The following is a 22,169-nucleotide window of genomic DNA, read 5'->3' as shown; positions in this document are numbered from 1 at the left end:
AATGACAACCACACTCACCATCAACGGCACTTCTCACACGGTCGATTTGCCGGAGGACGTGCCCCTTCTCTGGGTATTGCGCGATGAGATCGGTTTAACCGGAACCAAGTTCGGCTGCGGCGTCGCCGCATGCGGTGCGTGCACGGTTCATATTGATGGAGAGGCCGTGCGGTCTTGTCAGGTGGGGCTCGGCGACGTCTGGGGTGAAGTCACGACAATCGAGGGGCACGGCACGCCAGATGCCATGAGTGCGGTGCAAGAGGCTTGGGTCAGGCACCAAGTGGCGCAGTGCGGATATTGTCAGTCCGGCCAAATCATGCAGGCTGCGGCACTGCTACAAGAAATATCAAATCCAACCGACGCCGATATAGATGACGCTATGGCGGGCAATCTGTGCCGGTGTGGCACGTACCCGCGCATTCGGGCGGCCATTAAGGACGCGGCGAAAGTGATGGGGGGTGCCTGAGATGAGCCGCGTGGGAAAAATCACCCGAAGAACCTTGCTTGTTGCATCTGCCGCGGTAGCTGGCGGCGTGGCGTTCGGCGTCTACCAAGCGCGGCGCGAACTGCCCAATCCTCTGCGCCCGGCCGAGGGGCAAACCAGCCTTAATCCGTATCTCATCATAGACCAGAGCGGCGTGACCATCATCACCCCGCGCGCCGAAATGGGTCAGGGGATCCACACAACCTTGGCAGCAATGGTCGCGGAGGAGTTGGACGTCGCCTGGGACAGCGTAAAGGTGATGCACGGGCCCGGCGATCAGGCGTATTTTAACGGCGCCATCATGGGGCTTGCCATGCCGTTTCGCGACTATGCCGAGACCGATTTCCAAACGAGGCTCAAAGTGTCTTCCGCTGTGATGGCGAAGATGATGGGCCTGCAAGTAACCGGTGGATCGACCTCGACAATCGACGGCTATGAGAAAATGCGCATGGCAGGGGCCACTGCGCGCGAGACGTTGAAAATGGCGGCGGCCAACCAATTGGGTGCTGGTGTGGATACACTCGAAACGCGCGCCGGTCATGTGATTGCGGCAGATGGCACGATGCTGTCCTACGCCGATCTCGCGCCAGAGGCCGCATTGCTGGATACGCCGCGCTCGTTAGAACTGCGCGATCCGTCAACGTGGCGCTATCTGGGTCAAAGCATGCCGCGCAAGGACCAGAGCGCGAAAGCCACGGGGACCGCGGAATTTGGCGCCGACGTTCGACTGCCCGGCATGAAGTTTGCTGCGATCCGCATCAACCCCAATCTCGGCGCGCCAGTCGAAAGCTATGACGATACAGATGCCCGTAAAATGGCCGGTGTCGAAGAGATCATTCCTTTCGACAACGGTGTCGCGGTTGTCGCCACGAACACATGGCTCGCTATGAAGGCGACCGACGCTGTTCAAATCACGTGGGCGCCTGCCCCCTACCCGCCCAGCACGAAAGAGCTGCTGACGGTGATTGAGGCCGGGTTCGAGAGCAAACCGAACTCTACGCTGCGCGACGACGGTGATGTGGAAACGGTTCTTGCGGAAGCCACCGAGAAGGTCACCGCCGCCTACAGTGTGCCGTGGCTGGCTCATGCGACGATGGAACCGATGAACGCGACGGCGCTCTATACCGGGGATGCGCTGACAATCTGGTCAGGCAATCAGGCCCCCTTAATCACGCGTGACAAATGCGCCGAGGCCGTTGGTCTCGATAAAGACGCGGTAGAGGTCATCACCCCCTTCTTGGGTGGCGGGTTCGGCAGACGGGGTGAGTTCGATTTTTCGCGATATGCGGCCCTCGTCGCGAAGGCCGTACCGGGCACGCCCATCAAGGTCACTTGGTCACGTGAAGAAGACATGCGCCATGATTTTTATCGCCCAGCGGCTCTGGCGCGGTTCGAAGGAGTCGTGGAGGAGGGGCAGATCAAAGCGCTGTCAGGCGCCGTTTCCGCCCCGTCAGTGACGCGCCAAAGCTCCCTCAGACTAGCTGGGTTCGCGCCACCCGGGCCGGATAAAGGCCACGTGGAAGGCGCGTTCGATCAGCCTTACGGCATTCCGAATTTCCGATACCAGGGGCATTTCGCGGATCTTGAGGTGCCGATCGGGTTCTGGCGCTCTGTGGGCAATTCCTACAATGCGTTTTTCATGGAGAGCTTTATTGATGAGATGGCCCATGCCGCGGCGCGGGACCCGCTTGAATTTCGGAAAGAGCTTGCCGCGCGCGAACACGAACCCTCTGCCATGCTGCTGCAAAAAGTGAAGGAAATGTCAGATTGGACTGGGCAAACAGGTCCCGACACAGGCCGTGGGGTCGCATTGACCTATTCCTTCGGAACGCCAGTTGCCGAAATCATTGAAGTGCGCGATGAGGACGGCGCCATTCGGGTCACGAATGCATGGATTGCCTGTGACGTGGGGCGGGCCCTGGACCCGGAGATCATTCGTGCGCAGATGTCGTCGGGCCTCATCTACGGTCTCTCTGCTGCAATCTGGGGCGAAATCACCTTCGAAAACGGTCAGGTCGTTCAGGAAAACTTCCCGGATTACGACGCGATGCGCATCAATACTTGCCCCGAGATCGCCGTCGAAATTCGCGAAACCAACACACACATGGGTGGCGTGGGGGAACCCGGACTTCCGCCCGCCGCACCGGCTTTGGCAAACGCGGTGTTTGATCTCACCGGAACCCGACCACGTGAACTTCCGCTGTCAAAGAATTTTTCGTTTGTAAGCTGAGGATTACGCAGCCTCAACGCGGCTCGCCATTTGTGCGATGCGCGCGCCATACGCCCGCGCGCTTTCAAGGTCGCCGCTGCGGGGCGCCTCTGACGGATCACTGTTTGCGGGCGAAATCGCCATCGCGCCGCCATTTGCGCCGGTCCAGTTCATGTCATCTGGCCCATTTTCCTGCTTGTTTGCTGCAGGTTGACCAAGAGACACCCAAAGCATCCCGTGCTGATTGGCAAACGTGATGAAGTAGTTCAGCGTTTCGTTCTTATCTCCGTTGGTCGATGCAGACGTTGTGAAGCCACCCGCCAGTTTGTTCTGCCACCCGCGCTGGTGCCAGACCTCCGACGAGAGGTCGGCAAATTTTTTAAATTGCCACGCGGGCCCGCCCATATGGGTTGGACTTCCAAAAATAATCGCGTCGGCTTTTTCCAGCGTCTCCCAAAGCATATCCGGAATGTTGCCATCCGCATCAAGGGACCAGACCCTTACATCCGCATGCCCGCGCGCGCCATCAGCAACCGCCTTAGCCTGCCGCGCAGTATGTCCTTCAGCAGAAAAAAATACGATTTCAACCTTAGCCATTCTGTCTCTCCCAAGCAGTATGCTGGGAACAACGCCCGTTCGAACGGCAGGTTCCTTGCTGCGACATTCAGCAACACAGCCTAGCTTGCCTCAAGCACACCTCGGGCAATCTGGTCCGCTTCGATGGACTCGAAAAGCGCCTTGAAGTTCCCTTCACCGAACCCTTCGTCGCCCTTGCGCTGAATGAACTCAAAGAAAATCGGACCGATGACCGTCTTCGAAAAAATCTGAAGCAGGATCTTTGTCTCCCCTCCATCGACGACACCCTCACCATCAATGAGAATGCCGTGCTTTTTCATCTTCTCGAGCGCCTCGGTGTGACCCTGCACACGCTCGTGGCTCAACTCATAATAGGTATCGGGCGGGGCCGGCATGAACTTCAGCCCCCGCGCTGCGATTTCATCGGTTGCCGCGTAGATATCCTTCGCACCCACCGCGATGTGCTGAATACCCTCACCATTGTAGCGTTTGAGATATTCTACGATCTGGCCTGTCTCTCCCCGATCTTCGTTGATCGGAATGCGGATACGACCACAGGGTGAGGTCAACGCCCGTGACAAAAGTCCGCTGTGTTTGCCTTCGATGTCGAAGAACCGGATTTCGCGGAAATTAAAGATATCACCATAGAATTTGAACCAGATGTCCATGTTGCCCTTATGAACGTTGTGGGTCAGGTGATCGAGATAATGGAAGCCGACGCCTTCGGGATGAGCTTTGTCGATCCACTCAAACTCAGTGTTGTACGGGTTGGCCTCGTAGTAATCTTCGATGAAATAGATGAGGCTGCCACCGATCCCGACAATTGCGGGCACATCAAGGGATTTGCCGGGCCCTTCGTAAACCTCTGCCCCTTTTGCAACGGCGTGCTTCAACGCATGATCTGCGTCCACGACACGCCACCCCATCGACGGCGCGCAGGGTCCGTGGATTTCCACAAAATCGCGCGCATGGCTGTTCGGTTCATCGTTGAGAATGTAAGTAATGTCCCCCTGCTGCCAGAGTTCGATTGCTTTAGTCTTGTGAGTCGCCGTGTGGACGTAGCCCATTTTCTGAAACACGTCGCGCAGTGCATTCGGATCCGGGTGCGCAAATTCCACAAACTCAAATCCATCGGTTCCCGCGGGATTGTCCGACGTAATCGTTGCTTTGGGGGCATTGTGGGGGAACGGACCCATGATCAAATCTCCTCTTGGTGCAGTTTCTAAGAGAATAGAGCACGCGGTGCGGGGGAACCGCGCATATGGCTTGCGCAATATCCGGCGGATGCGGATAATTATGGCAAATGATCAGAATAGCGCGAAAGTTCCGCATGTCTAAACTTGACCCCACCGATCTGGCGCTTCTTCGCGCGCTTCAGCGCGACGCGGACCTCACGACGCACGCGCTATCGGAAAGCTTGAACCTGTCTGCATCCCAAGTGGGGCGGCGGCGACAACGGCTTGAGACGGAGGGCTACATTACCGGATATCGCGCGCGGCTGGATGCAGGAAAGCTGGATCTGACGGTTCAGGCCTTCATTCAGGTTCAAACGACGGCTCACACCCCAGAAACACACAAGTCATTCTTGCGTCTCACGGAACTACAGCCAGAGATTATCGCCGCATGGACCCTGACCGGAGAGGCGGATTATTTGCTCCGCGTGTTCTGCACGGATTTGGCGGCGCTCAACCGATTGGTCCAAGACAGACTTCTGCCGCATCCCGCCGTCGCGCGTGTCCAAAGCCAGATCGTGATGGATCAGATCAAGGAAGATGCTCCCCTGCCCGCCTAGGCCCTATTGCTGCCGACCGGTATGTCTTAGGTTAACACTGAAACCGATGGGGCAGACATCATGGAATCCTTTCTTTTCCAATCCACTATCTATTTGCTGGCGGCTTGCGCAGCGGTGCCAATCGCCGTCAGGTTAGGGCTTGGTTCTGTTCTGGGTTACTTGATCGCTGGCATCGTAATTGGGCCTGTTGCAGGCCTGGTCGGCTCAGAAACAGAGAGCTTGCAGCACTTCGCCGAATTCGGCGTCGTTATGATGCTGTTTCTCATCGGACTTGAACTGGAGCCCCGCGCCCTGTGGGATATGCGTGCACGCCTTTTGGGATTAGGGGGGCTGCAAGTAACGCTCAGCGCGGCACTGATCGGGCTCGCGGCCTACGCGATGGGTCTTCACTGGAGTGTAGCGACTGCGATCGGCCTGACACTTGCGTTGTCATCCACCGCAATTGTGCTGCAAACCCTCAGTGAAAAAGGGTTGATGCAAACCGGCGGTGGCCGATCCTCATTTTCCGTACTGCTGACGCAGGATATCGCAGTTATTCCTATGCTGGCGCTGTTCCCGCTTTTGGCCCTGTCCGGAACTCATAATGACAATGGTGGTGGTCACGGGTCCGGCGGTCACGGAGCTGAGGCCACAAGCGATGGTACGGAAGGCAGTGCCACCGGAACCGCCGAAAACCTGATGACCATCGTCGAAAATCTACCTGCCTGGGGTGTCACGGCTGTCACAATGGGGGCGATCATCTTCGTGATCCTCGGCGGTCATTTTCTGACCAGACCGATTTTTCGCTACATCAACTGGGCCCGCCTGCGGGAGATGTACACCGCCGTCTCGCTGCTATTCGTCGTGGGCGTCGCTGTCTTGATGCTGATGGTTGGACTGTCCCCGGCCCTCGGGACTTTTCTGGCCGGTGTGGTCCTCGCAAACAGCGAGTTTCGTCACGAACTTGAGGCTGACCTTGAGCCATTCAAGGGACTATTGCTTGGATTGTTCTTCATAACAGTTGGGGCGGGCATTAACTTCGAGGTACTGGCAGGTGACCCCTTCAGAATTATCGCAATTACGCTTGGCCTTATGGCGATCAAAGCAAGCGTTCTTCTGCTGTTGTCATTCATCTTTCGGATGCCCAAGAAGGACAGAATGCTCTTTGTCCTCAGCCTTGCGCAAGCGGGTGAATTTGGCTTCGTGCTGATCAGCCTGTCAGTACAACAAGATGTAATCTCTACCGAGTTGTCTCAGACGATGCTGCTGGTCGTTGCTCTCTCAATGCTGCTGACGCCGTTGCTTTTCATTCTCCATGACAAACTTGTTCTACGAATGGGAGATGTTGCAGACGCTATTGCGCCAGATGAGATAGACGACCGACAGGCCGTTATCATCGCGGGCGTTGGCCGGTTCGGTCAGGTGGTTAATCGCTTGGTCCAGCACTCAGGCTACAAAACGACCGTGCTTGATCATGATCTGAAGATGATCGAGTTGATGCGGCGGTTCGGGTTCAAGGGGTTCTTCGGTGATCCAACCCGCCCGGAACTGCTGCACGCGGCAGGTCTGAAGGAGGCGAAAGTACTGGTCGTGGCTCTCGACGACCCCGATGCTGCGATCCAGTTGACCGAATATGCCCGAAAAGAACGTCCGGACATCAAGATCATATCCCGCGCCCGCGACAGGGTTCATACCTACAAGCTTTATGCGGCAGGCGCCGATTATATCGTGCGCGAGATGTTCGACAGCTCGCTCCGGGCCGGACGCTATGTGCTGGAAGAGCTGGGCATGACCGAGCATGACGCCCACGAGCAGGAGGTGACTTTCTTCAAGATGGACAGGGCAGCAATGGCGGATCTGGCACGGCTTTGGGATCCGAATGTACCCATCGAGAAGAACGACGCCTACATCGCCCGTTCGAAAGAGCTTAACCGGGAACTTGAGGCCGCGATGGTGCGGGTTATCGCGGAAGAGGAAGCGGAAGGCGCAGCCTAGCCGGTTGCAACGCCCGCCTCTGCAAAGGTCGCCATGCCAGCATGACAGGCAACCGCGCTTTTGATGAGGCCGATGGCCAGAGCCGCGCCAGACCCTTCGCCGAGGCGCAGGCCAAGATCAAGCAGTGGCTCTTTTCCAAGGGTGGTGAGCATCTTCCGATGGGCACCCTCGGCGGACAGATGTGCAGAAATGGCGTGGTCCAAAGCACCCTCTTGAGCCCGCTCAAGCACGCTTGCCGCAGCGGTACAGATAAAGCCATCCAACACCACAGGAATGCGTTTGGCGCGGGCAGCCGCGATTGCACCGGCCATGGCGGCAATTTCCCGACCGCCAAGGCATTTTAGAACCCCCAGCGGGTCATTCAAAATACGTTCGTGGCGGCTAAGCCCCTCGTTTACCACCCGCACCTTGTTGGCAAACCCGGCATCGTCGACCCCGGTACCGCGACCAGTCCAGGTCTCAGCCGGTCCGCCAAACAGGGCCGCCGCAATTGCCGCCGCACTGGTCGTGTTGCCAATCCCCATTTCGCCCGTGGCAAACAGATCCGCCTCCGCATCGACGGCGTTCCAACCGGTCGTCAACGCCGAAATGCATTCCTGTTCGGTCATCGCAGGTTCTTGCGTGAAGTCAGCGGTGGGCGTGTCGAGATCCAAGGCATGTACATCAAGCGTCGCCCCGTTGGCCTCGCAAAGCTGGTTGATCGCCGCACCACCGTGCTGAAAATTGATGACCATCTGTGCCGTGACTTCAGAGGGAAAAGCCGAAACACCTTGGGCCGTTACCCCGTGATTGCCTGCGAAAACCACCATTTGCGTTCTGTCGATGGTTGGTGCGGCTGTTCCACGCCATGACGCGTACCAGATTGCAATGTCCTCTATCCTGCCCAAGGCGCCCGGAGGTTTTGTAAGCTGACCGTTGCGGTCCGCAGCAGCGGTCAGTGCCTCGCTGTCGGCGTGAGGTTGGCGGGCAAGTATGTCACGGAACTCGGCAAGTGTCTGGAACGGCGCGGTCATGGATACCCTTGAGAACAATTGAAATTTCGGTGCGTCCTCTTTACGCCGGAGGATGGGGGATCAAAAGGGCGAGGACGATGGGGTGACAGCAAAAAACGACATTTTCTCTGCCCGTTGGAATGAGCTTCTGATGGCGTTCAGCCTTCTGACCCGTCTGCCGCTGCCCCAACCCGACTGGGAAGGTGACAAACCCGCAGCCCGTGCCGTATGGGCCTACCCGATTGCCGGTGCGAGTGTTGCGCTTTTGGCAGCACTGGTCGGGGCTTTTGCTCTGATTATCGGCCTGTCTGCGCCGCTCGCGGCGATCTGCGTGCTTTTCGTTGGCATTATGACGACCGGCGCGATGCACGAAGATGGGTTGGCTGATTGCGCCGATGGGTTCTGGGGTGGTTGGGACACAGCACGGCGCCTAGAGATCATGAAGGACAGCCGGATCGGCGCTTATGGCGTGATTGCATTGGGCCTAAGCCTCTTGGGACGCTGGGCGGCCTTGTCAGAAATTTTGGCAGCGGACGGCTACATCTTCGCGATTTGTGCGGCTGCTATCGTCTCACGCGGCGCAATGGTCGGCGTGATGGTTCTGTTGCCCCCCGCACGGCAAGACGGGCTTTCACACACTACCGGTCGCCCTGAGATCGACACAACGGTCGTCGCGATAGGCCTGGCGACGGCATTTGCGCTTTTTGCCGGCTTCGGAGCGGTACTGTTTGCGGGACTTGCGACGGCTGGATGTTTCTATTTGGCTCGTGCGAAAATTGGCGGACAAACGGGCGATGTATTGGGTGCAACACAGCAAATCGTCGAGTTAGCCGTGCTGGTTTCGATCGCTTCCTCGCTGAGCTCATGAAAAAACCGCCCCTGCTAGGCAGGCGCGGTTCTTCTTACTTCCATAGCTAGATCAGGCTGCGCGACTGATCAGAACATCGTCAATTTGCTTTTGTGCGGACGGCTCATCGGCGCCGTTTACAGCCGCAATCTCGCGGGTGAGACGCTCCAGCGCTGCTTCGTACAACTGACGCTCGGAATAGCTCTGTTCGCGCTGATCCCCGTGGCGATGCAGGTCACGCACAACCTCGGCAATCGCGATAAGATCACCAGAATTGATTTTTTGCTCATATTCCTGCGCACGGCGAGACCACATGGCCCGCTTCACGCGCGCTTTACCTTTCAGCGTCGTGAACGCCTGCGACACCAGATCGGGCGAGCTGAGCGGGCGCATACCCACTTCCGTTGCCTTATGGGTCGGAACGCGCAAGGTCATTTTGTCTTTCTCGAATGAGATAACAAACAATTCCAGCTCAATGCCTGCGATTTCCTGGCTTTCGATCGAAACGATCTGGCCCACCCCATGAGCCGGATACACAACATATTCGTTAGGGCTGAAGTCTTGTTTTTTCTTGCTCATAAATGATCGTTCCCCCACCGGGAACGCCCTTCTTTCACAGCGAAACAGACAGGCCGGAGGACTGCCCCCCGGTCAATCTGAATTCAGTTTTAGCGTGAGAGGCCATTGCGGATCCAATGCGCAGGCCAAACCCTTGTCATATATATATCATAAAAATAGCGTCTGCGGAAGCGGCGCTGACATTTCAGGGGTCATCACGCTGCTTTTGCTGAACTTATTCCGGCCTTTCACAGCGGTTTGGATGCCGAATCAGCCACCCTCGCCTGGCGCTTCGGAGAAGTATTTCTCCAGCTTTCCTTCTTCGCCGTCGCGCTTTTCAGCGTCGGGGAGCGGATCTTTCTTCGTGATAATCACCGGCCATATTTCGGAGTACTTGCGATTGAACTCGACCCACTTCTCCGCATCCGGCTCCGTATCGGGGCGAATGGCGTCTGCCGGACATTCAGGCTCACACACGCCGCAATCGATGCATTCATCCGGATGAATGACCAACATGTTCTCGCCTTCGTAGAAACAATCAACCGGACACACCTCTACGCAATCGGTGTATTTGCAGGAGATGCAGGCGTCGTTGACGATGTAGGTCATAGATGATGTCCAAATAAGCTCGCAGCCGTTTAGGTAATCCGGCTTTTACAATCATGCAAGCGGCCCACGGCGGGAAAGATCAAGACTGCGGCGATCTTTCTTTGTTGGCCTACCTTTTCCATCGAAACCCGGTGATTTTGGAACGCTTTCCTGTGGGGGCGTCTTGTCGAGGTAAAGGGTCTGGGCCTCGGGCGCAGGCCCACGGCGCGCGCCACACAAAACAACCTCTACAACGCGAATGATTGATCCTTGGGGAAAGGTCAGCGTGTCCCCTGGGCCGATCTTGGCCGCGGCCTTGTCAGTCTTTTCCCCGTTAATCCGCACATGCCCGCTGGTGACTTGCTTAGCGGCAAGCGTTCTGGTTTTGAAAAATCGCGCCTGCCAGAGCCATTTGTCGACGCGAATACGATCCGGGCTGTCCGTCAGGATTTGTCTTTCAGCCCCATAAGGGCTGCCGCAAACGGATTATCGGGATCGATTGGCTTTTCCTTTTTCGGCGGTCTGGCCTGATAGGTCTGCGCTTTGTCCTGACGCGGACCTTTGCCCTTCGGTTTGCCGCGTGGCTTGCCCTGATGTTGCGGCTTCCCACCTTGACGCCCTTTTGCATTGCGGTTTCCGCTCGCGTTACCGCCCCAAGTAAACGTATAAAAGACTTCAACCTCAGGTTCAGCGTCCGCTTGTACGTCGGCATCCGGTGCGCTCTGATTTTCCGGCATAGCTTCCGTCACCGCGGCGCCCTCGGCCTCAGGCTGTGGCGCGACGTCCGTTTCTGCAGCAGGTTGGGCCGCGGCTGTTTCCGACGGTGCATCGACAGCTTCATCTTCAGCCAATGTGGTCTGCGCATCCACATCTGGTGAGGCGGCGGGAGCAGCTTTCACTTTAGGACGCTCGGCGCGGTCGGCCTTATAACCGAGCCCAACCATGAGATCGGCAAATTGCTCCAGCGTCGTTCCGGTGATTGACAGCATATCCGCTTTCGCCTCGAACCCGGCGCGGCTATTTTCAGCGCGCAATTGATCCGCAAGACGTTCCAGCATGTCGATCCGGATCGCCCGCTCTCCGGCCAAGCGATAGCCTGCGTTTGTGTAATACCCCTGAGGCGCATCCTTTACGGCGGGCACCGTAACCAATCCAGGTGGTGGCGCTTCGGGGAACTCGCTGAGGTCTTGCTGGAGTGACCAAAGCACCAAGCGCAGACGTGTCGGGGCCGGTTTCAGCAAAAGCGGCATGAAGATTGTGAACTGACCGAACCGGACGCCGTGCTTGCGCAACTGACCGCGCGCATCCTGATCCAACTGTTTGACGTCGTTGGCCACCTGCGCGCGGGGAATGACACCAAGTGCTTCTGACATCTGGAATGCAAAGCCTTTTGCCAGCCCGGTGAGGGTTTCGTCCTTCGACATCGCCAGCATCGGCTCAAAGGCGGCGGCGACCTTCCGGTCGATGAAATGTTGCAGGCGACGCTTCACCTTCTCGGCGACATCAGCGCCCGCCTCGTCATCTACGAAAGCTTCCACTCCCGGTTTTAAGGGCTCAGCCCCCTTCACCAGTTTGCCGACGGCCATTTCACCCCACATGAGACCGCCCTGTTCGGTGAAATCCATCTCGGTGTCGGGCGAATTGTAGAACTTGTCGGCACGCAGATTAAAATGCGGGGCGAGCGCCTGAAGGGCGGCTTGGCGGACGGTCTTGGCCTCTTCCGCGCTGGCGGTTTGATCCTGACGGAACCGGAACCCATCCAGACGGCCGATCAACTCGCCCTCAACCGTCACTTCACCCTTGTCGTTCACGTCAGCCACCAGGCTCTCCTTCTGTTTCAACCGGCGCAGCAGCACACTTGTGCGCCGGTCGACAAATCTTTGGGTCAGCGCGCCGTGAAGCGCATCCGACAGGCGATCTTCTACCGCACGGGTTTCGCCGCGCCAATGGCTTTCGTCCTCAACCCACCCCTTTCGCTGGGCCACATAGGTCCATGTGCGAATGTAGGCCAAGCGCTTTGACAACGTGTCGATATCGCCATCACTTCGGTCAATACGGGCGATCTGGCGGGCAAGCCAAGTATCGGGAACCCGACCTTCGTCGTGAAGGTAGCCGAAAATATCCGCCAAAAGGCTTGCATGCTCCGCCGCTGAGATCCCCCTGAAGTCGGGGATACGGCAGACATCCCACAGCTGCTTGACGTCCTGCGGGGTCGATACACGGGCCGTCACGTCGATCATACCCTGCAGCGCTTTCAGGGCAGATAGATCGTCAGCCTCACGGGCGCGGCTGAGCCATTTATCGGATGTGGGCTGCTCCAATGCGCGGATCAGGCGATCGAGCGAGCCAAACTCCAGCCGGTCATTGCGCCACTGCAGTTTTTTGATCGGCGTGAATTTCGAGGACATGATCGCCTCGACGACGGTTTCATCCAAAGGCCGGGCCTCTCCGGTCACGCCGAAGGTCCCGGCCTGCATGTAGCGCCCCGCGCGGCCTGCAATCTGCGCCAATTCATTTGGCGCCAAGGGCCGCATCCGGCGCCCGTCGAACTTACTGAGCGCCGAGAACGCGACGTGGTTGATATCGAGGTTGAGCCCCATCCCGATAGCGTCCGTCGCGACCAAATAGTCCACATCACCGTTTTGGTACAATTCGACCTGCGCGTTCCGTGTACGGGGGCTGAGCGCGCCCATGACAACGGCGCACCCGCCCTTCTGACGACGGATCAGTTCCGCAATAGCGTAGACGTTCTCGACCGAAAAACCGACGATCGCAGTGCGAGGCCGCAGACGACTGATTTTCTTAGACCCGGTGTAGCTGAGTTCGGAAAACCGCTCGCGCTTCATGAACTGCGCCCGTGGCTCCATCGCGGCGATAGCGCTTTTCATCGTCTCGGCGCCCAGAAACAGTGTTTCATGAAGACCACGGGCGTTCATAAGGCGGTTGGTAAAGATATGGCCACGTTCCGGATCAGCGCAAAGTTGAATTTCATCAATGGCAAGAAAATCGACGCCCATCCCTTCAGGCATCGCCTCGACGGTGCATACCCAGTATTGCGTGCGCTCGGGTACAATGCGTTCTTCGCCGGTGACCAAGGCCACGACAGATGGACCGCGCAGCGCGACGATCCGGTCATAAACCTCGCGGGCCAACAGACGGAGTGGCAGGCCGATCACCCCCGTTCTGTGGGCGAGCATTCGTTCGATTGCGTAGTGGGTTTTGCCGGTATTGGTCGGTCCGAGAACCGCCGTGATCCGCGCGGTGTCGCGCATCGCTTATGCCTTTGTCAGTGCTCAGATGTCAGAGCGTTGGGCCTAAATTGGGCTAGAGCGTCTCACCCGACACTTGTCGTTCCAGCCGATCTATCGTCGCTTTTAGCTCTGGACGATGCGGATGTATAGCATAGGCGGCCTGATAGGCTTTCAGCGCGTTTGGATCGTCTTCCAACTGTTCCAGAATACGCCCAAGCCCTTGCAGAGCCCCGAAATGCCGTGGGTTCAGGGCCAACGTCTGACGGATATCTGCAATGGACAAGGAAAATTCCTCGATCAGAAAAAATGCAGTTGCGCGGGCATTCCAAGCCTCGGCGAATTCCGGTGCATGATCGATCAGTGCCGAGAAGTGTCCGATTGCTTCGACCACGTTCCCTTCTTCCATCGCCTCACGCCCGCGCTGCAAGAGCAGGTCCATGGACGCCGAACCTGACTCCGACCACTCCCGCCAGATCTTCTCTTCCACCTGCTCCCATTCCGGCAGCTCCGGTTTCTGCAACTGGGCAAAGAGCCGATCCAGCTCTGCTTCATCCGCCGCCGCCGGAAGCGCAAAGTATCCGACGCACAGAAATGTCGTAACGAAAATGTTGAGGATATGTTTTGAAACTCTCATAACGCCTCTAACTTTAGCGGTGCATTCGGGAAAATCGACCCCCTTTGCGCTCACATTCCAAGGAGACCACCCATGAGTGACGTGATTAATGAAGCTGTAACCGCTCTATCGGCGAAAATGGATGGCGGTTTTGACGGCTCCGTCAAGTTCGTCATCGAGGACGAAGGCTCGATCATGGTTGACCAAGACGGTGTGCGTGCAGCCGATGAAGAGGCGGAATGCACCATGAAAGCCGATGCCGAAACGTTTAAATCGATTCTCGATGGCGACCTGAACCCGACAACAGCTTTCATGACTGGCAAGTTGAGCGTTGAAGGCGACATGGGCACCGCGATGAAGCTGGGCTCCGTCCTGTCGTGAGCCTCACCAAGGCCCCATTTTACGAGGATGTCGCCTGCGGACCTGCGGGCGGTGCAGCCTATTGGGTGCTAACAGAAGATGGTGTGAAGATCCGCGTCGGCGTCTGGCCAGCAAGCCCGGATGTCGATGCGAAGGGAACGGTTCTCCTGTTTCCCGGTCGCACCGAATACGTCGAGAAATACGGCCTCACTGCGGTTGATTTCGCGGCAGACGGTTTTGCCATGGTGTCGATTGACTGGCGCGGTCAGGGACTAGGTGACCGGCTTCTGTCAAACCGCGGCGTTGGCCACGTGCACGCCTTCCCGGACTACCAAAAGGATGTCCGTGCCGTTGTCGATGCGCTGGACCACCTCGATCTGTCTGGACCGTTTTATCTTTTGGGCCACTCCATGGGTGGCTGCATTGGTCTGCGCGCCTTGATGGAAAACCTGCCAGTCAAAGCGGCGGCGTTCACAGGGCCCATGTGGGGCATCGCCCTCACACCCTTCCGACGCAAAGCGGGCTGGGTTCTGAGCAGTCTCAGCCGGACCTTTGGCTTCGCAAACGTCATGTCGCCGGGGACAACGTCGGAGACGTATGTCGTGGATAACCCGTTTGACGACAACATGCTAACGACAGATCCTGAGATGTTTGCTTACATGCAGTCTCAGGTTCAGACCTACCCGGATCTTGCTTTGGGCGGGCCATCACTGGGATGGCTGAACGAGGCACTGATCGAATGCGATCGCCTAGCTATCAGACCAACGCCAAATGTCCCCGCACTCACCCTTCTTGGTACACAAGAACGGATCGTTGATATGGAAGCCGTGCGAGACAGGATGTCCCGTTGGACCAATGGGACTTTGCAGATGGTCGAAGGTGCGGAGCACGAGATTCTGATGGAAAACCCACAGATCAGGCACACTTCGATGCAAGCGCTGACGCGCTTTTACTCCGAGCACGCATAGAGCCTAACCGTCTTCCAGCTTACCGTCACGCAAGTGAACGGTGCGATCCATGCGCGCCGCCAAATCCATGTTGTGCGTCGCGATAAGCGCTGCAAGACCTGTGTCCCGTGCAAGTTCGATCAGCGCACCGAACACCTGATCCGACGTTGCAGGATCAAGATTTCCTGTGGGTTCATCGGCCAATAGCAGCGCAGGTGCATTTGCTAGTGCCCGACAAACCGCAACCCTTTGCTGCTCGCCGCCAGACAATTCCCCCGGTCGATGAGCCGCCCTGTGCGCAACGCCCACCCGGTCCAAGAGCTCCAAGGCACGCTGCTCCGCCACACTGCTCGCGACGCCCGCCGCAAGTTGCGGCAGCACTACGTTTTCAATGGCTGTAAACTCAGGCAAAAGATGGTGGAATTGATAGACAAACCCGATCCGCTCGCGACGCGCCCGTGTGCGTGCGCGATCAGACTTTCCACTCATAATATCACCCAATATGGCGACCTCGCCCGCATCAGCGGTGTCCAGCAGACCCGCTATATGCAGCAAGGTTGATTTTCCAGCACCAGAGGGCGCCACCAAGGCCGTCACCTGTCCTGCCCCCACGGACAGCTGCGCCCCATCAAGCACGGTAACCTCGTTGGGTTTGCCCGGGTTGTACCGCTTCTGGATGCCGTCCAGCCTCAGAACCGCATCACTCATAACGCAACGCCTCAACCGGGTTCATCCGTGCCGCACGGCGAGCTGGGAAGATGGTGACGACAAAAGACAAGAAAAGGGACAGGCTTACCGCTGACATCACATCTCCGACCTCTAGCCGAGCCGGCAGACGGGAAATCATGCGGACCGATGGATCCCAAACTCCGCCACCCATTACAAAATTCACCGCGTCGAAAATCGGGTCGATGTAGATCGCGAAAAGACAGCCCAGAACAATACCTGCGATTGTGCCGATCACGCCAACCGACGCGCCGCAAATGAAGAACACCCGCAGCACCGATCCCTCACTGAGACCCATGGTGCGCAGGATACCGATGTCCCGGCCCTTGTTTTTCACCAGCATGATCAACCCGGAGACGATATTCATGGAGGCGATGAGAACCAGAACCGAGAGGATGATGAACATCACATTATCCTCCATCTCCAGCGCTTGAAGGAACGCGCCAGAGCTGTCGCGCCACGTCCAGAGAAGCGCGTTTTCACCGACGGCCTCAAGGATACCAAGCTCTGCGTCGGCGACGTTCTCGGGGTCTTCGAGGATCACTTCGACCTCATCGGCCTGCCCCTCCCGGTTGAAATACTCCTGCGCGGCGGCAAAAGGCATGTAGACCCGCGTCCGATCAATATCGTATCGACCCACCTGAAAAACATAGACAATTTCATAAGCCGCCTGACGCGGACTGGTGCCGAAGGCGGTTTTCACCCCGTCGGGCGAGATCAGCTTGACGCGGTCGCCGACGGTGGCGTTGAGGGTGCGGGCGACGCCGGCGCCTATGGCGATGCCGGCCTCGAACCTGTTGATATCGCCGGCGTAATCCTCGGGATCGACCACGCGGCGGACGTCCATCAGGTCATCGGGACGGATGCCCCAGACCTCGACGCCGGCGTTCCGGCCTGCGTTGACCGCCATGACTTGCCCCTTGATTAAGGGGGCCGCCCGCACAACGCCCGGGGCGGTCGCGGCCTTTTGGGCGAGGTCTTCGTAGTCCGTGATGACCTGCGCGAAGGTCCCCGCTTCGGTCACCCGGCCCGAATTGTAGATGGAGACGTGGCTGTTCGCGCCAAGGATCGTATCGACAAATTCATAACGAAAACCTGACCTTACGGCGAGTGTGATGATCAGGGCGGCCACGGCAAGGGTGATGCCGACAAGGCTGATCCACGTCATGACACTGACACCCCCCTCGGAGCGCTTGGCCCTGAGATAGCGCCACGCGATCATCCATTCAAAGGGGGCAAAGGGGGCAGTTTTCTGCGCCACATTCATTCTCCTGACTGCTCGACCGGAGGTTTGCGCGTTTGCGCTTGCGGGGTCAAGCAACCTGCCCGTGAGGGCGGTGTTCAGGCATGGGGCCCCGGCCGCAGCATACCCGATAAGGCTCTGATTTCAGGGAAAAACAGCTTTCGGACTTCTATCGGACTATCGTCGGACTTCCATCGGACCTGTTTTTGGGTGGTTCGCAGAGCGTTTGGGGATTTGGGGGGGGGGAACCGTCCCTTGTTCCTCTTGATGCTTAAGGTCGCTGAGCGGGAACAAAGCAGATATTTCTCCCAAGGGCGCGAATGTCAGTTCTTGGCGCATCGGACAAGGAGACGGCTAGGTCGTCTCTTTGCCAACGAAGTCAAAAACCGTGCAAATCTGATCGACAACCTCACGTGCAGAGAGCTGAGTGTTCTCAACTCGCAAGTAGTTATCGTATGCAAGCTCGCCTTTGACGGAGTTGAACCGGTACCTTTCTTCAACTTCGCGAATATGCGTGTCTGACCAGTCGACATCGCGCTTGGTCGGCTTGTAGGCCAACCTGTTTTCGGTACGGTTTCGTATCAGTCTTTCTTCAAATGTCGCCTCAAGCTCGACCCAGAAAATATCATGGCCAGCCGCCAAAAACTGTTCCGCAATCCCCTCTATGTATTCGCGCTCTCCGGGTTCATCGAATGCCCAGACAAAGGTAAGGATGTATCCTCTCTCTTTGTCAGCGGCGAACGCATCGAAGAACGCACGTCTTACCTTTTTCACAAGACCGCGCCCCTGCGGGCTGCCATAGCTGAAATAAGGGGCCACCATCTCGATCGCGACATGATTGTGGAACAGCTTGTATCCCGTGCGCTTTTCAAGCTCTTGGCCAATCGTCATCTTTCCGACCGCAGGCGGACCAATTATGAAAATCAAAGACATCTTGATTGGATAAGTTCTGAGACGAGAGAGGGCATATGGCAGAGGTATCACTTTGTGTCAGTGCCGCATAGCCAACGGAGGCTCAGCGCCCGATACCAGTCATCGTGGGCTCGAAACGGACATCCGAAGCTGTCTGCTGGGTTGATCCATTCTATCCCGCCCGCCTAGGCCTGATTTGCGGACAAAGCGGTCGTTGGTTTTCAGGGTTCGAACGATTGCTTTTTGCATGTCGCAACAAACGCAAAGGTGAACGGGTACACTAGCTATATGATATCCCACGGTGCCGCTGCCGACGCTTAGCTTCCACAGCAGCACCATGAGGCCCCGGCATCAATGATGAGTAGTTAATGTCGAATTCATTTAGTCTATGGGGAAGTCTCACTGCCTGAACATGAGGTAGTGTTAACAACAGAGGCAAACCAATATGCTCCCTCATAGCAGCGATGTAGTCATCACCATCTCTGTTTTGAAGGAGGTATTCATTTAGCGGAAAGACTCGCTTCTCAGTAAGGTCGGCGTCGTTCCAAAGACCTTCAGATTGAAACCGCATATTGTGGAGCGTGAATACCCCGTTCTGACGCGCAATGAAGGTATTCTGAAAGCTGGCGGACCTAACGATTTTTACAACACCTAATAGTTCGCACATCACTAGATAGTCTACTGGAAAAAGCCATACGCCAATTCGTCTGCCGTTGTCTTCCATGGACGGATCAAGGTCAGCACAAGCAAAGAAAAGCGCCTTGAGCGCGTCTGTCGACCAGTCAAGCAATCGAGTGGGCACGCCGTGGTGTTGCGCGATCGAAAGCTCGTGAAGAAGAGCGCTGTTCGGAAAATTCTTCACGGTAAAGAACCGACCGTCTCCCGCAAGGACGTTAACTGCCTCTGTCTTTGCGAAGTTCTCATTTGTTTGTAGTAGGTCAAGGCTTTCCTGCGATATCAAGTTACCGCTACGATTTAAGCCCGACAGGAAAGAAGCGAAAAGGTCCGTTTCATACGCTATGCTCGCGCCGGAGATGTAACCGGCTATAAAGTTATTAAATTGCTTACGCTCCCACTCCGTAGCCTTTATTGGCTTTCTGAAGATTGACGGCAAAAGTTTGTATGATGCATCACCATGCCCTCGCGCTAAGAAGCGCTTTCGACACCCAACTATATTAGAGCTAAATGTGTTTGAAGTGGGGAGTAATGCTTCCAAGAGCTTGTGCGCATCTTCAAATTGGTACTCTAGATGGGTATCGTGAACTATGGGGTGGACACCCCCGACCAAAAAATTTTTGTCAGTTTTCAGAAATCTGGAAAAGATGACTTTTAAACGCGCGCGAAAGTCGTCGAGAGTTATCAAGGTAGACGCCTTCAGGTGCCGGTTTGTTCGAATATCTCAAGTATTACAAATGGCTGGGTCGCACGCAACAGATAGTGCCCCTCTCGCCGTCTTCCTGCGACATTACATAGCCGTCATTGATGCACATTTCAGCAACATACAGGTTGGGCTCTTTCCAGACCTCGGATTCAGCTCAACATTCCATGAGGTGTTGCGTAGGTCGACGTCGGGTTGTCGTTGTGGGAGGGCGTGGCGGCCAAGATCAGGACTGCGGACCGGAGCGCTCCGGTCCGCAGTTTGACTCAAGCGTTCGCGGTGATGCGGTCTGGACCGGTGAGGCCGCCGGCGGCGCCTGCCTTCTCGCGCCACTGGACCATGACGTTGGCCACCCGGAAGCGGTCGACGGCCCGGCGGCGGATGGTCAGGCGATTGTCGCCCTTTTTCAGGAAGCCGGCCGGGATGCGGTCCATCCAGAGGTTCCAACCCTCGCGGTCGACCATATCGAAGCTGGGCAGGTGCTTGCCGTTGATGAGGATCCGATGGGTGATCACGTCGCCCTCGGCGGTAGAAGAATTGCCGACGTCCTCGGCCTGGATCATGATGTAGCCCTCAGCGCTCACCGACTGGCCTTGGCGGCTGGCCGTCACCGGGTCGTCGTCGATAATAAAGGTCCGGGTCGCCTCCTGGTTGGGCCGGGTGAACTCCGTGTCGAAATTGAGCCACGCGAAATCGGAACGTGTCATTTGCTTCTCTCCTTGCTGTTTGCGGCGGAATTGCCGAGCAGGGAAGGTGTTGGCGCAGCCGACGCTTGCGAGATATCGGGCGTTGGACTGGACATGCACCACCTGCCCCTGCTTGCTTTCTAGCTACCAACTGCGTGTTCTCAATGCGTTACATATATGTTATAATTCTTTGTAACTTACTGAATTCAAAAGTTTTTGCATGAATAACGCGGTTGCGACAAATGACTACGAAGCGTTCGGCGACCTCGTTCGTCGCCGCCGTCATGCCTTGGGGATGAGCCAAGAGTCGCTGGCGGCGGAAGCCTTGGGCAATGCGGACCGCAAGTCCTTCGTGTCGGCGATCGAGAACAATCGGCTCGCCAAGGTGACGCCTGCCACCGCAAAGAAACTGAGCGGGCCACTCGGCCTGACCCGGTCTGACCTGCCTGCTGCTTTGCGATGGCCGTCCGCATCCGATCCGTCGCCGACGGAGGCGCGGCTGCTCGCGCTCGAGGCAGCGAAACATGCTGCACCCCGGGCGATCGAAGAGCAGGCAATCGCACGTTTTCTGAATCGGCAGCTGGCGGAAGTTCTGCAAAGATCAATGTCCGAAATCTACCGCGAGAGGCTGCGCGCCGGTTTGAACGTATTGCAAACTTGGCTGGGGGCGCCCTTCAGCTTGCAGAGCCTGCTCGCCTGTTACGCCCTTGGTCTGCTCTACGTGATCTTGGCCGGCGCCATCAGTTCTTTCCAAGGTGGCATTTACCTTGGGGAAGTGAACCCTTTTCGTACACGTGGCTGGGCCGGCGCCTTCGGTGATTTGATTTTGCCTTATCTCGGCTTCGTGCTCCTGATCCTTGCGTTGGGTCTGTGCTGGTATTTGGTGCGCGGCTTCGGTTTAAAAGCGATGTCGGAACGTCAGGTAGCAATGCGCTTGGGCGGTGTCGCCGTCACTGCAGGCGTCGCCTGCGGTGTAGTCGACTACCTAGGTACCGCATCGATTTCCGCTGCGGTGCTCTTCACCGCACCAAGTTGCGCTGCCCTTTCGACCCTGTCGCCGTCGCGTGCCGCAGCGTACGGGGCTGCGTGTGGCATCATTCTGGGTCTCATGGCGGCAGTCAGTTCCGGCCTGGCCGATGACACAATGATCGCATTTCTGACCTCGATGAGCGAAGGGATCATCGTCGGAGGTCTTGTTGGCCTATGTGCCGGCTTGGCGAGCGCCCTGATTGCCCGGCAAATGGATGATCTTCGTCCCCGCCAACTTGCGGCTGCCGGGGGCAGTATCGCGATCGGCGCGATGGTTGCATTGGCAGGACTCGTGGCGGCCGGAGATTCCGCAGCTGTTTCGGAAGCAACGCTCGGATTATTCTCCGTCTCTTGGCTGGCGCTCCCGGCTGCCAATGCCTTGCTGGACTTTCTGTCTCTTGGCACAAGTCACGCCATCGGTCGCCACATCGTGAAACTTGGGGTGCGACCGGTTGCGATCTTCGGATTCATCACGCTGGATTTTCTCCTCGCGGCAGCGCTGATGGTATTTGCCGTTGTTATTGTTGGCTTGGCATTGACCGGTGTGACCTTGGGAGTTGGCGTGGAGACCCAGAGTCAGGATTTCCTGGAGAGAAGTTGGGGCGATCCTTGGGGCGAAGGTCTGTGGTTGACCTTGATGGCACTCACCACGGTCCTTTGGACATGGCTTCATTTTGCCTTCGTGTTGGCGCCCTTGGCCGCGGGCGCTTTGGTCAGGGCGATCATCGAACGTCCAGCACTCGATCGGCTTGCAAGGTCACGACAAGACAGCGGTTTCAATGCTTCGGTCGGTGTTCTGGTTTCGCTCAGATACATCGTCTTCTGCGTGAGTTGGGGTGCTCTGGCATTGTCTCCGATCCTCCTGCTCGCCGCATATCCGGAGACGATGCGATCAATCATAGGTTCAGGTTTGCGGACTATATGGCTCCTGACCTGACAATCTGACAGAGTCGGATGATCCGCTGTGACGATCCGATGACTTGGCCAAGCTCACCAGCACTGTA

General features: G+C 57.2%; 21 protein-coding genes. 8 read left to right on the top strand and 13 right to left on the bottom strand.

Translation table 11 applies throughout. From position 1 onward, the window contains the following. Window position 1 precedes the first annotated feature (1 nt). Together KIN_RS14045 and KIN_RS14040 are read left to right on the top strand one after the other, a co-directional pair. The gene (locus KIN_RS14045) at window positions 2-466 is read left to right on the top strand and encodes a (2Fe-2S)-binding protein (RefSeq protein ID WP_159808177.1); all 465 of its coding nucleotides are present in this window, start codon (window positions 2-4) and stop codon (window positions 464-466) included. A gap of 1 nt (window position 467) precedes the next feature. After that, window positions 468-2,714 carry a xanthine dehydrogenase family protein molybdopterin-binding subunit gene (locus KIN_RS14040; RefSeq protein WP_159808175.1) on the top strand — a complete coding sequence of 749 codons (2,247 nt, stop codon included), beginning with the start codon at window positions 468-470 and terminating at the stop codon, window positions 2,712-2,714. A gap of 3 nt (window positions 2,715-2,717) precedes the next feature. On the opposite strand, the gene KIN_RS14035 is transcribed toward KIN_RS14040, so the two are convergent. Both KIN_RS14035 and hppD read right to left on the bottom strand, forming a co-directional pair. Continuing rightward, entirely contained in the window at window positions 2,718-3,290 is a 573-nt protein-coding gene (locus KIN_RS14035; protein ID WP_159808173.1) for a flavodoxin family protein, read from the bottom strand. Between the two features lie 80 nt (window positions 3,291-3,370). Next, a complete protein-coding gene (gene hppD / locus KIN_RS14030; protein ID WP_159808171.1) occupies window positions 3,371-4,465 on the bottom strand; it encodes a 4-hydroxyphenylpyruvate dioxygenase in 1,095 nt (364 codons plus the stop codon). Between the two features lie 134 nt (window positions 4,466-4,599). Between hppD and KIN_RS14025 the strand changes: the two genes are divergently transcribed. Both KIN_RS14025 and KIN_RS14020 read left to right on the top strand, forming a co-directional pair. Continuing rightward, window positions 4,600-5,061, top strand: coding sequence for an Lrp/AsnC family transcriptional regulator (locus KIN_RS14025; protein WP_159808169.1), 462 nt, complete (start codon window positions 4,600-4,602; stop codon window positions 5,059-5,061). 60 nt (window positions 5,062-5,121) lie between these two features. After that, complete coding sequence (locus tag KIN_RS14020) at window positions 5,122-7,035, top strand: cation:proton antiporter domain-containing protein (RefSeq protein WP_159808167.1); 1,914 nt, start codon at window positions 5,122-5,124, stop codon at window positions 7,033-7,035. Here the strand turns inward: KIN_RS14020 and cobT are convergent. Next, window positions 7,032-8,048: a nicotinate-nucleotide--dimethylbenzimidazole phosphoribosyltransferase gene (cobT, locus tag KIN_RS14015; RefSeq protein WP_159808165.1), complete on the bottom strand. Its 1,017-nt coding sequence runs from the start codon at window positions 8,046-8,048 to the stop codon at window positions 7,032-7,034. The genes KIN_RS14020 and cobT overlap by 4 nt on opposite strands. Window positions 8,049-8,130: 82 nt before the next feature. On the opposite strand from cobT, the gene KIN_RS14010 reads away from it, so the two are divergent. After that, window positions 8,131-8,895, top strand: a complete 765-nt coding sequence (locus KIN_RS14010) for an adenosylcobinamide-GDP ribazoletransferase (RefSeq protein WP_373281658.1) — start codon at window positions 8,131-8,133, stop codon at window positions 8,893-8,895. A gap of 51 nt (window positions 8,896-8,946) precedes the next feature. On the opposite strand, the gene KIN_RS14005 is transcribed toward KIN_RS14010, so the two are convergent. From KIN_RS14005 to KIN_RS13985, 5 genes are all read right to left on the bottom strand, one after another. Beyond that, window positions 8,947-9,453, bottom strand: coding sequence for a CarD family transcriptional regulator (locus KIN_RS14005; RefSeq protein WP_159808161.1), 507 nt, complete (start codon window positions 9,451-9,453; stop codon window positions 8,947-8,949). 249 nt (window positions 9,454-9,702) lie between these two features. After that, window positions 9,703-10,041 (bottom strand): ferredoxin FdxA, encoded by a 339-nt coding sequence (gene fdxA, locus KIN_RS14000; RefSeq protein ID WP_159808159.1) that lies wholly within the window; start codon window positions 10,039-10,041, stop codon window positions 9,703-9,705. Window positions 10,042-10,092: 51 nt separating this feature from the next. After that, complete coding sequence (locus KIN_RS13995) at window positions 10,093-10,467, bottom strand: RNA-binding S4 domain-containing protein (protein ID WP_159808894.1); 375 nt, start codon at window positions 10,465-10,467, stop codon at window positions 10,093-10,095. Beyond that, window positions 10,464-13,292: a helicase-related protein gene (locus KIN_RS13990; RefSeq protein ID WP_159808157.1), complete on the bottom strand. Its 2,829-nt coding sequence runs from the start codon at window positions 13,290-13,292 to the stop codon at window positions 10,464-10,466. Before KIN_RS13990 ends, KIN_RS13995 begins: the two co-directional genes overlap by 4 nt. Before the next feature lie 52 nt (window positions 13,293-13,344). Further along, window positions 13,345-13,905: a tetratricopeptide repeat protein gene (locus KIN_RS13985; protein WP_159808155.1), complete on the bottom strand. Its 561-nt coding sequence runs from the start codon at window positions 13,903-13,905 to the stop codon at window positions 13,345-13,347. Between the two features lie 72 nt (window positions 13,906-13,977). Here KIN_RS13985 and KIN_RS13980 point away from each other — a divergent pair, with 72 nt between their 5' ends. Together KIN_RS13980 and KIN_RS13975 are read left to right on the top strand one after the other, a co-directional pair. Then, window positions 13,978-14,265, top strand: coding sequence for an SCP2 sterol-binding domain-containing protein (locus KIN_RS13980; protein ID WP_159808153.1), 288 nt, complete (start codon window positions 13,978-13,980; stop codon window positions 14,263-14,265). Continuing rightward, window positions 14,262-15,212, top strand: coding sequence for an alpha/beta hydrolase (locus KIN_RS13975; protein WP_159808151.1), 951 nt, complete (start codon window positions 14,262-14,264; stop codon window positions 15,210-15,212). Before KIN_RS13980 ends, KIN_RS13975 begins: the two co-directional genes overlap by 4 nt. A gap of 3 nt (window positions 15,213-15,215) precedes the next feature. Here the strand turns inward: KIN_RS13975 and KIN_RS13970 are convergent, their stop codons facing one another. The 5 genes from KIN_RS13970 to KIN_RS13950 all read right to left on the bottom strand — a co-directional run bounded on the left by KIN_RS13970 (window position 15,216) and on the right by KIN_RS13950 (window position 20,157). Next, window positions 15,216-15,899, bottom strand: a complete 684-nt coding sequence (locus KIN_RS13970) for an ABC transporter ATP-binding protein (RefSeq protein WP_159808149.1) — start codon at window positions 15,897-15,899, stop codon at window positions 15,216-15,218. Continuing rightward, window positions 15,892-17,184: a lipoprotein-releasing ABC transporter permease subunit gene (locus KIN_RS13965; protein WP_159808147.1), complete on the bottom strand. Its 1,293-nt coding sequence runs from the start codon at window positions 17,182-17,184 to the stop codon at window positions 15,892-15,894. Before KIN_RS13965 ends, KIN_RS13970 begins: the two co-directional genes overlap by 8 nt. A 330-nt stretch (window positions 17,185-17,514) precedes the next feature. Further along, window positions 17,515-18,051 carry a hypothetical protein gene (locus KIN_RS13960; RefSeq protein WP_207710139.1) on the bottom strand — a complete coding sequence of 179 codons (537 nt, stop codon included), beginning with the start codon at window positions 18,049-18,051 and terminating at the stop codon, window positions 17,515-17,517. Window positions 18,052-18,352: 301 nt separating this feature from the next. Beyond that, window positions 18,353-19,435: an FRG domain-containing protein gene (locus KIN_RS13955; RefSeq protein WP_243144933.1), complete on the bottom strand. Its 1,083-nt coding sequence runs from the start codon at window positions 19,433-19,435 to the stop codon at window positions 18,353-18,355. Window positions 19,436-19,716: 281 nt separating this feature from the next. Next, the gene (locus KIN_RS13950) at window positions 19,717-20,157 is read right to left on the bottom strand and encodes a DUF7383 domain-containing protein (RefSeq protein WP_159808143.1); all 441 of its coding nucleotides are present in this window, start codon (window positions 20,155-20,157) and stop codon (window positions 19,717-19,719) included. Between the two features lie 199 nt (window positions 20,158-20,356). Here KIN_RS13950 and KIN_RS13945 point away from each other — a divergent pair, with 199 nt between their 5' ends. After that, on the top strand, window positions 20,357-22,102 hold the full coding sequence (locus tag KIN_RS13945) for a helix-turn-helix domain-containing protein (RefSeq protein WP_159808141.1): 1,746 nt from the start codon (window positions 20,357-20,359) through the stop codon (window positions 22,100-22,102). The last annotated feature ends 67 nt before the right edge of the window (window positions 22,103-22,169 follow it).

The sequence above is a fragment of the Litoreibacter roseus genome (genome assembly GCF_009811795.1).
In the GTDB taxonomy this organism is placed as follows: Bacteria; Pseudomonadota; Alphaproteobacteria; order Rhodobacterales; family Rhodobacteraceae; genus Litoreibacter; species Litoreibacter roseus.
This window is presented reverse-complemented; position numbering and strand designations above follow the sequence as displayed.

Excerpts from the sequence above, each read along its gene's own strand:
- KIN_RS13985 (WP_159808155.1), bottom strand. The coding sequence starts at position 13,905 with ATGAGAGTTTCAAAACATATCCTCAACATTTTCGTTACGACATTTCTG.
- KIN_RS14040 (WP_159808175.1), top strand. The coding sequence starts at position 468 with ATGAGCCGCGTGGGAAAAATCACCCGAAGAACCTTGCTTGTTGCATCT.
- KIN_RS14005 (WP_159808161.1), bottom strand. The coding sequence starts at position 9,453 with ATGAGCAAGAAAAAACAAGACTTCAGCCCTAACGAATATGTTGTGTAT.
- KIN_RS14045 (WP_159808177.1), top strand. The coding sequence starts at position 2 with ATGACAACCACACTCACCATCAACGGCACTTCTCACACGGTCGATTTG.
- KIN_RS14020 (WP_159808167.1), top strand. The coding sequence starts at position 5,122 with ATGGAATCCTTTCTTTTCCAATCCACTATCTATTTGCTGGCGGCTTGC.
- KIN_RS13970 (WP_159808149.1), bottom strand. The coding sequence starts at position 15,899 with ATGAGTGATGCGGTTCTGAGGCTGGACGGCATCCAGAAGCGGTACAAC.
- KIN_RS13990 (WP_159808157.1), bottom strand. The coding sequence starts at position 13,292 with ATGCGCGACACCGCGCGGATCACGGCGGTTCTCGGACCGACCAATACC.
- KIN_RS13960 (WP_207710139.1), bottom strand. The coding sequence starts at position 18,051 with ATGACGATTGGCCAAGAGCTTGAAAAGCGCACGGGATACAAGCTGTTC.
- fdxA (WP_159808159.1), bottom strand. The coding sequence starts at position 10,041 with ATGACCTACATCGTCAACGACGCCTGCATCTCCTGCAAATACACCGAT.
- KIN_RS14025 (WP_159808169.1), top strand. The coding sequence starts at position 4,600 with ATGTCTAAACTTGACCCCACCGATCTGGCGCTTCTTCGCGCGCTTCAG.
- KIN_RS14035 (WP_159808173.1), bottom strand. The coding sequence starts at position 3,290 with ATGGCTAAGGTTGAAATCGTATTTTTTTCTGCTGAAGGACATACTGCG.
- cobT (WP_159808165.1), bottom strand. The coding sequence starts at position 8,048 with ATGACCGCGCCGTTCCAGACACTTGCCGAGTTCCGTGACATACTTGCC.
- KIN_RS13965 (WP_159808147.1), bottom strand. The coding sequence starts at position 17,184 with ATGAATGTGGCGCAGAAAACTGCCCCCTTTGCCCCCTTTGAATGGATG.
- hppD (WP_159808171.1), bottom strand. The coding sequence starts at position 4,465 with ATGGGTCCGTTCCCCCACAATGCCCCCAAAGCAACGATTACGTCGGAC.
- KIN_RS13980 (WP_159808153.1), top strand. The coding sequence starts at position 13,978 with ATGAGTGACGTGATTAATGAAGCTGTAACCGCTCTATCGGCGAAAATG.
- KIN_RS13945 (WP_159808141.1), top strand. The coding sequence starts at position 20,357 with ATGAATAACGCGGTTGCGACAAATGACTACGAAGCGTTCGGCGACCTC.
- KIN_RS13950 (WP_159808143.1), bottom strand. The coding sequence starts at position 20,157 with ATGACACGTTCCGATTTCGCGTGGCTCAATTTCGACACGGAGTTCACC.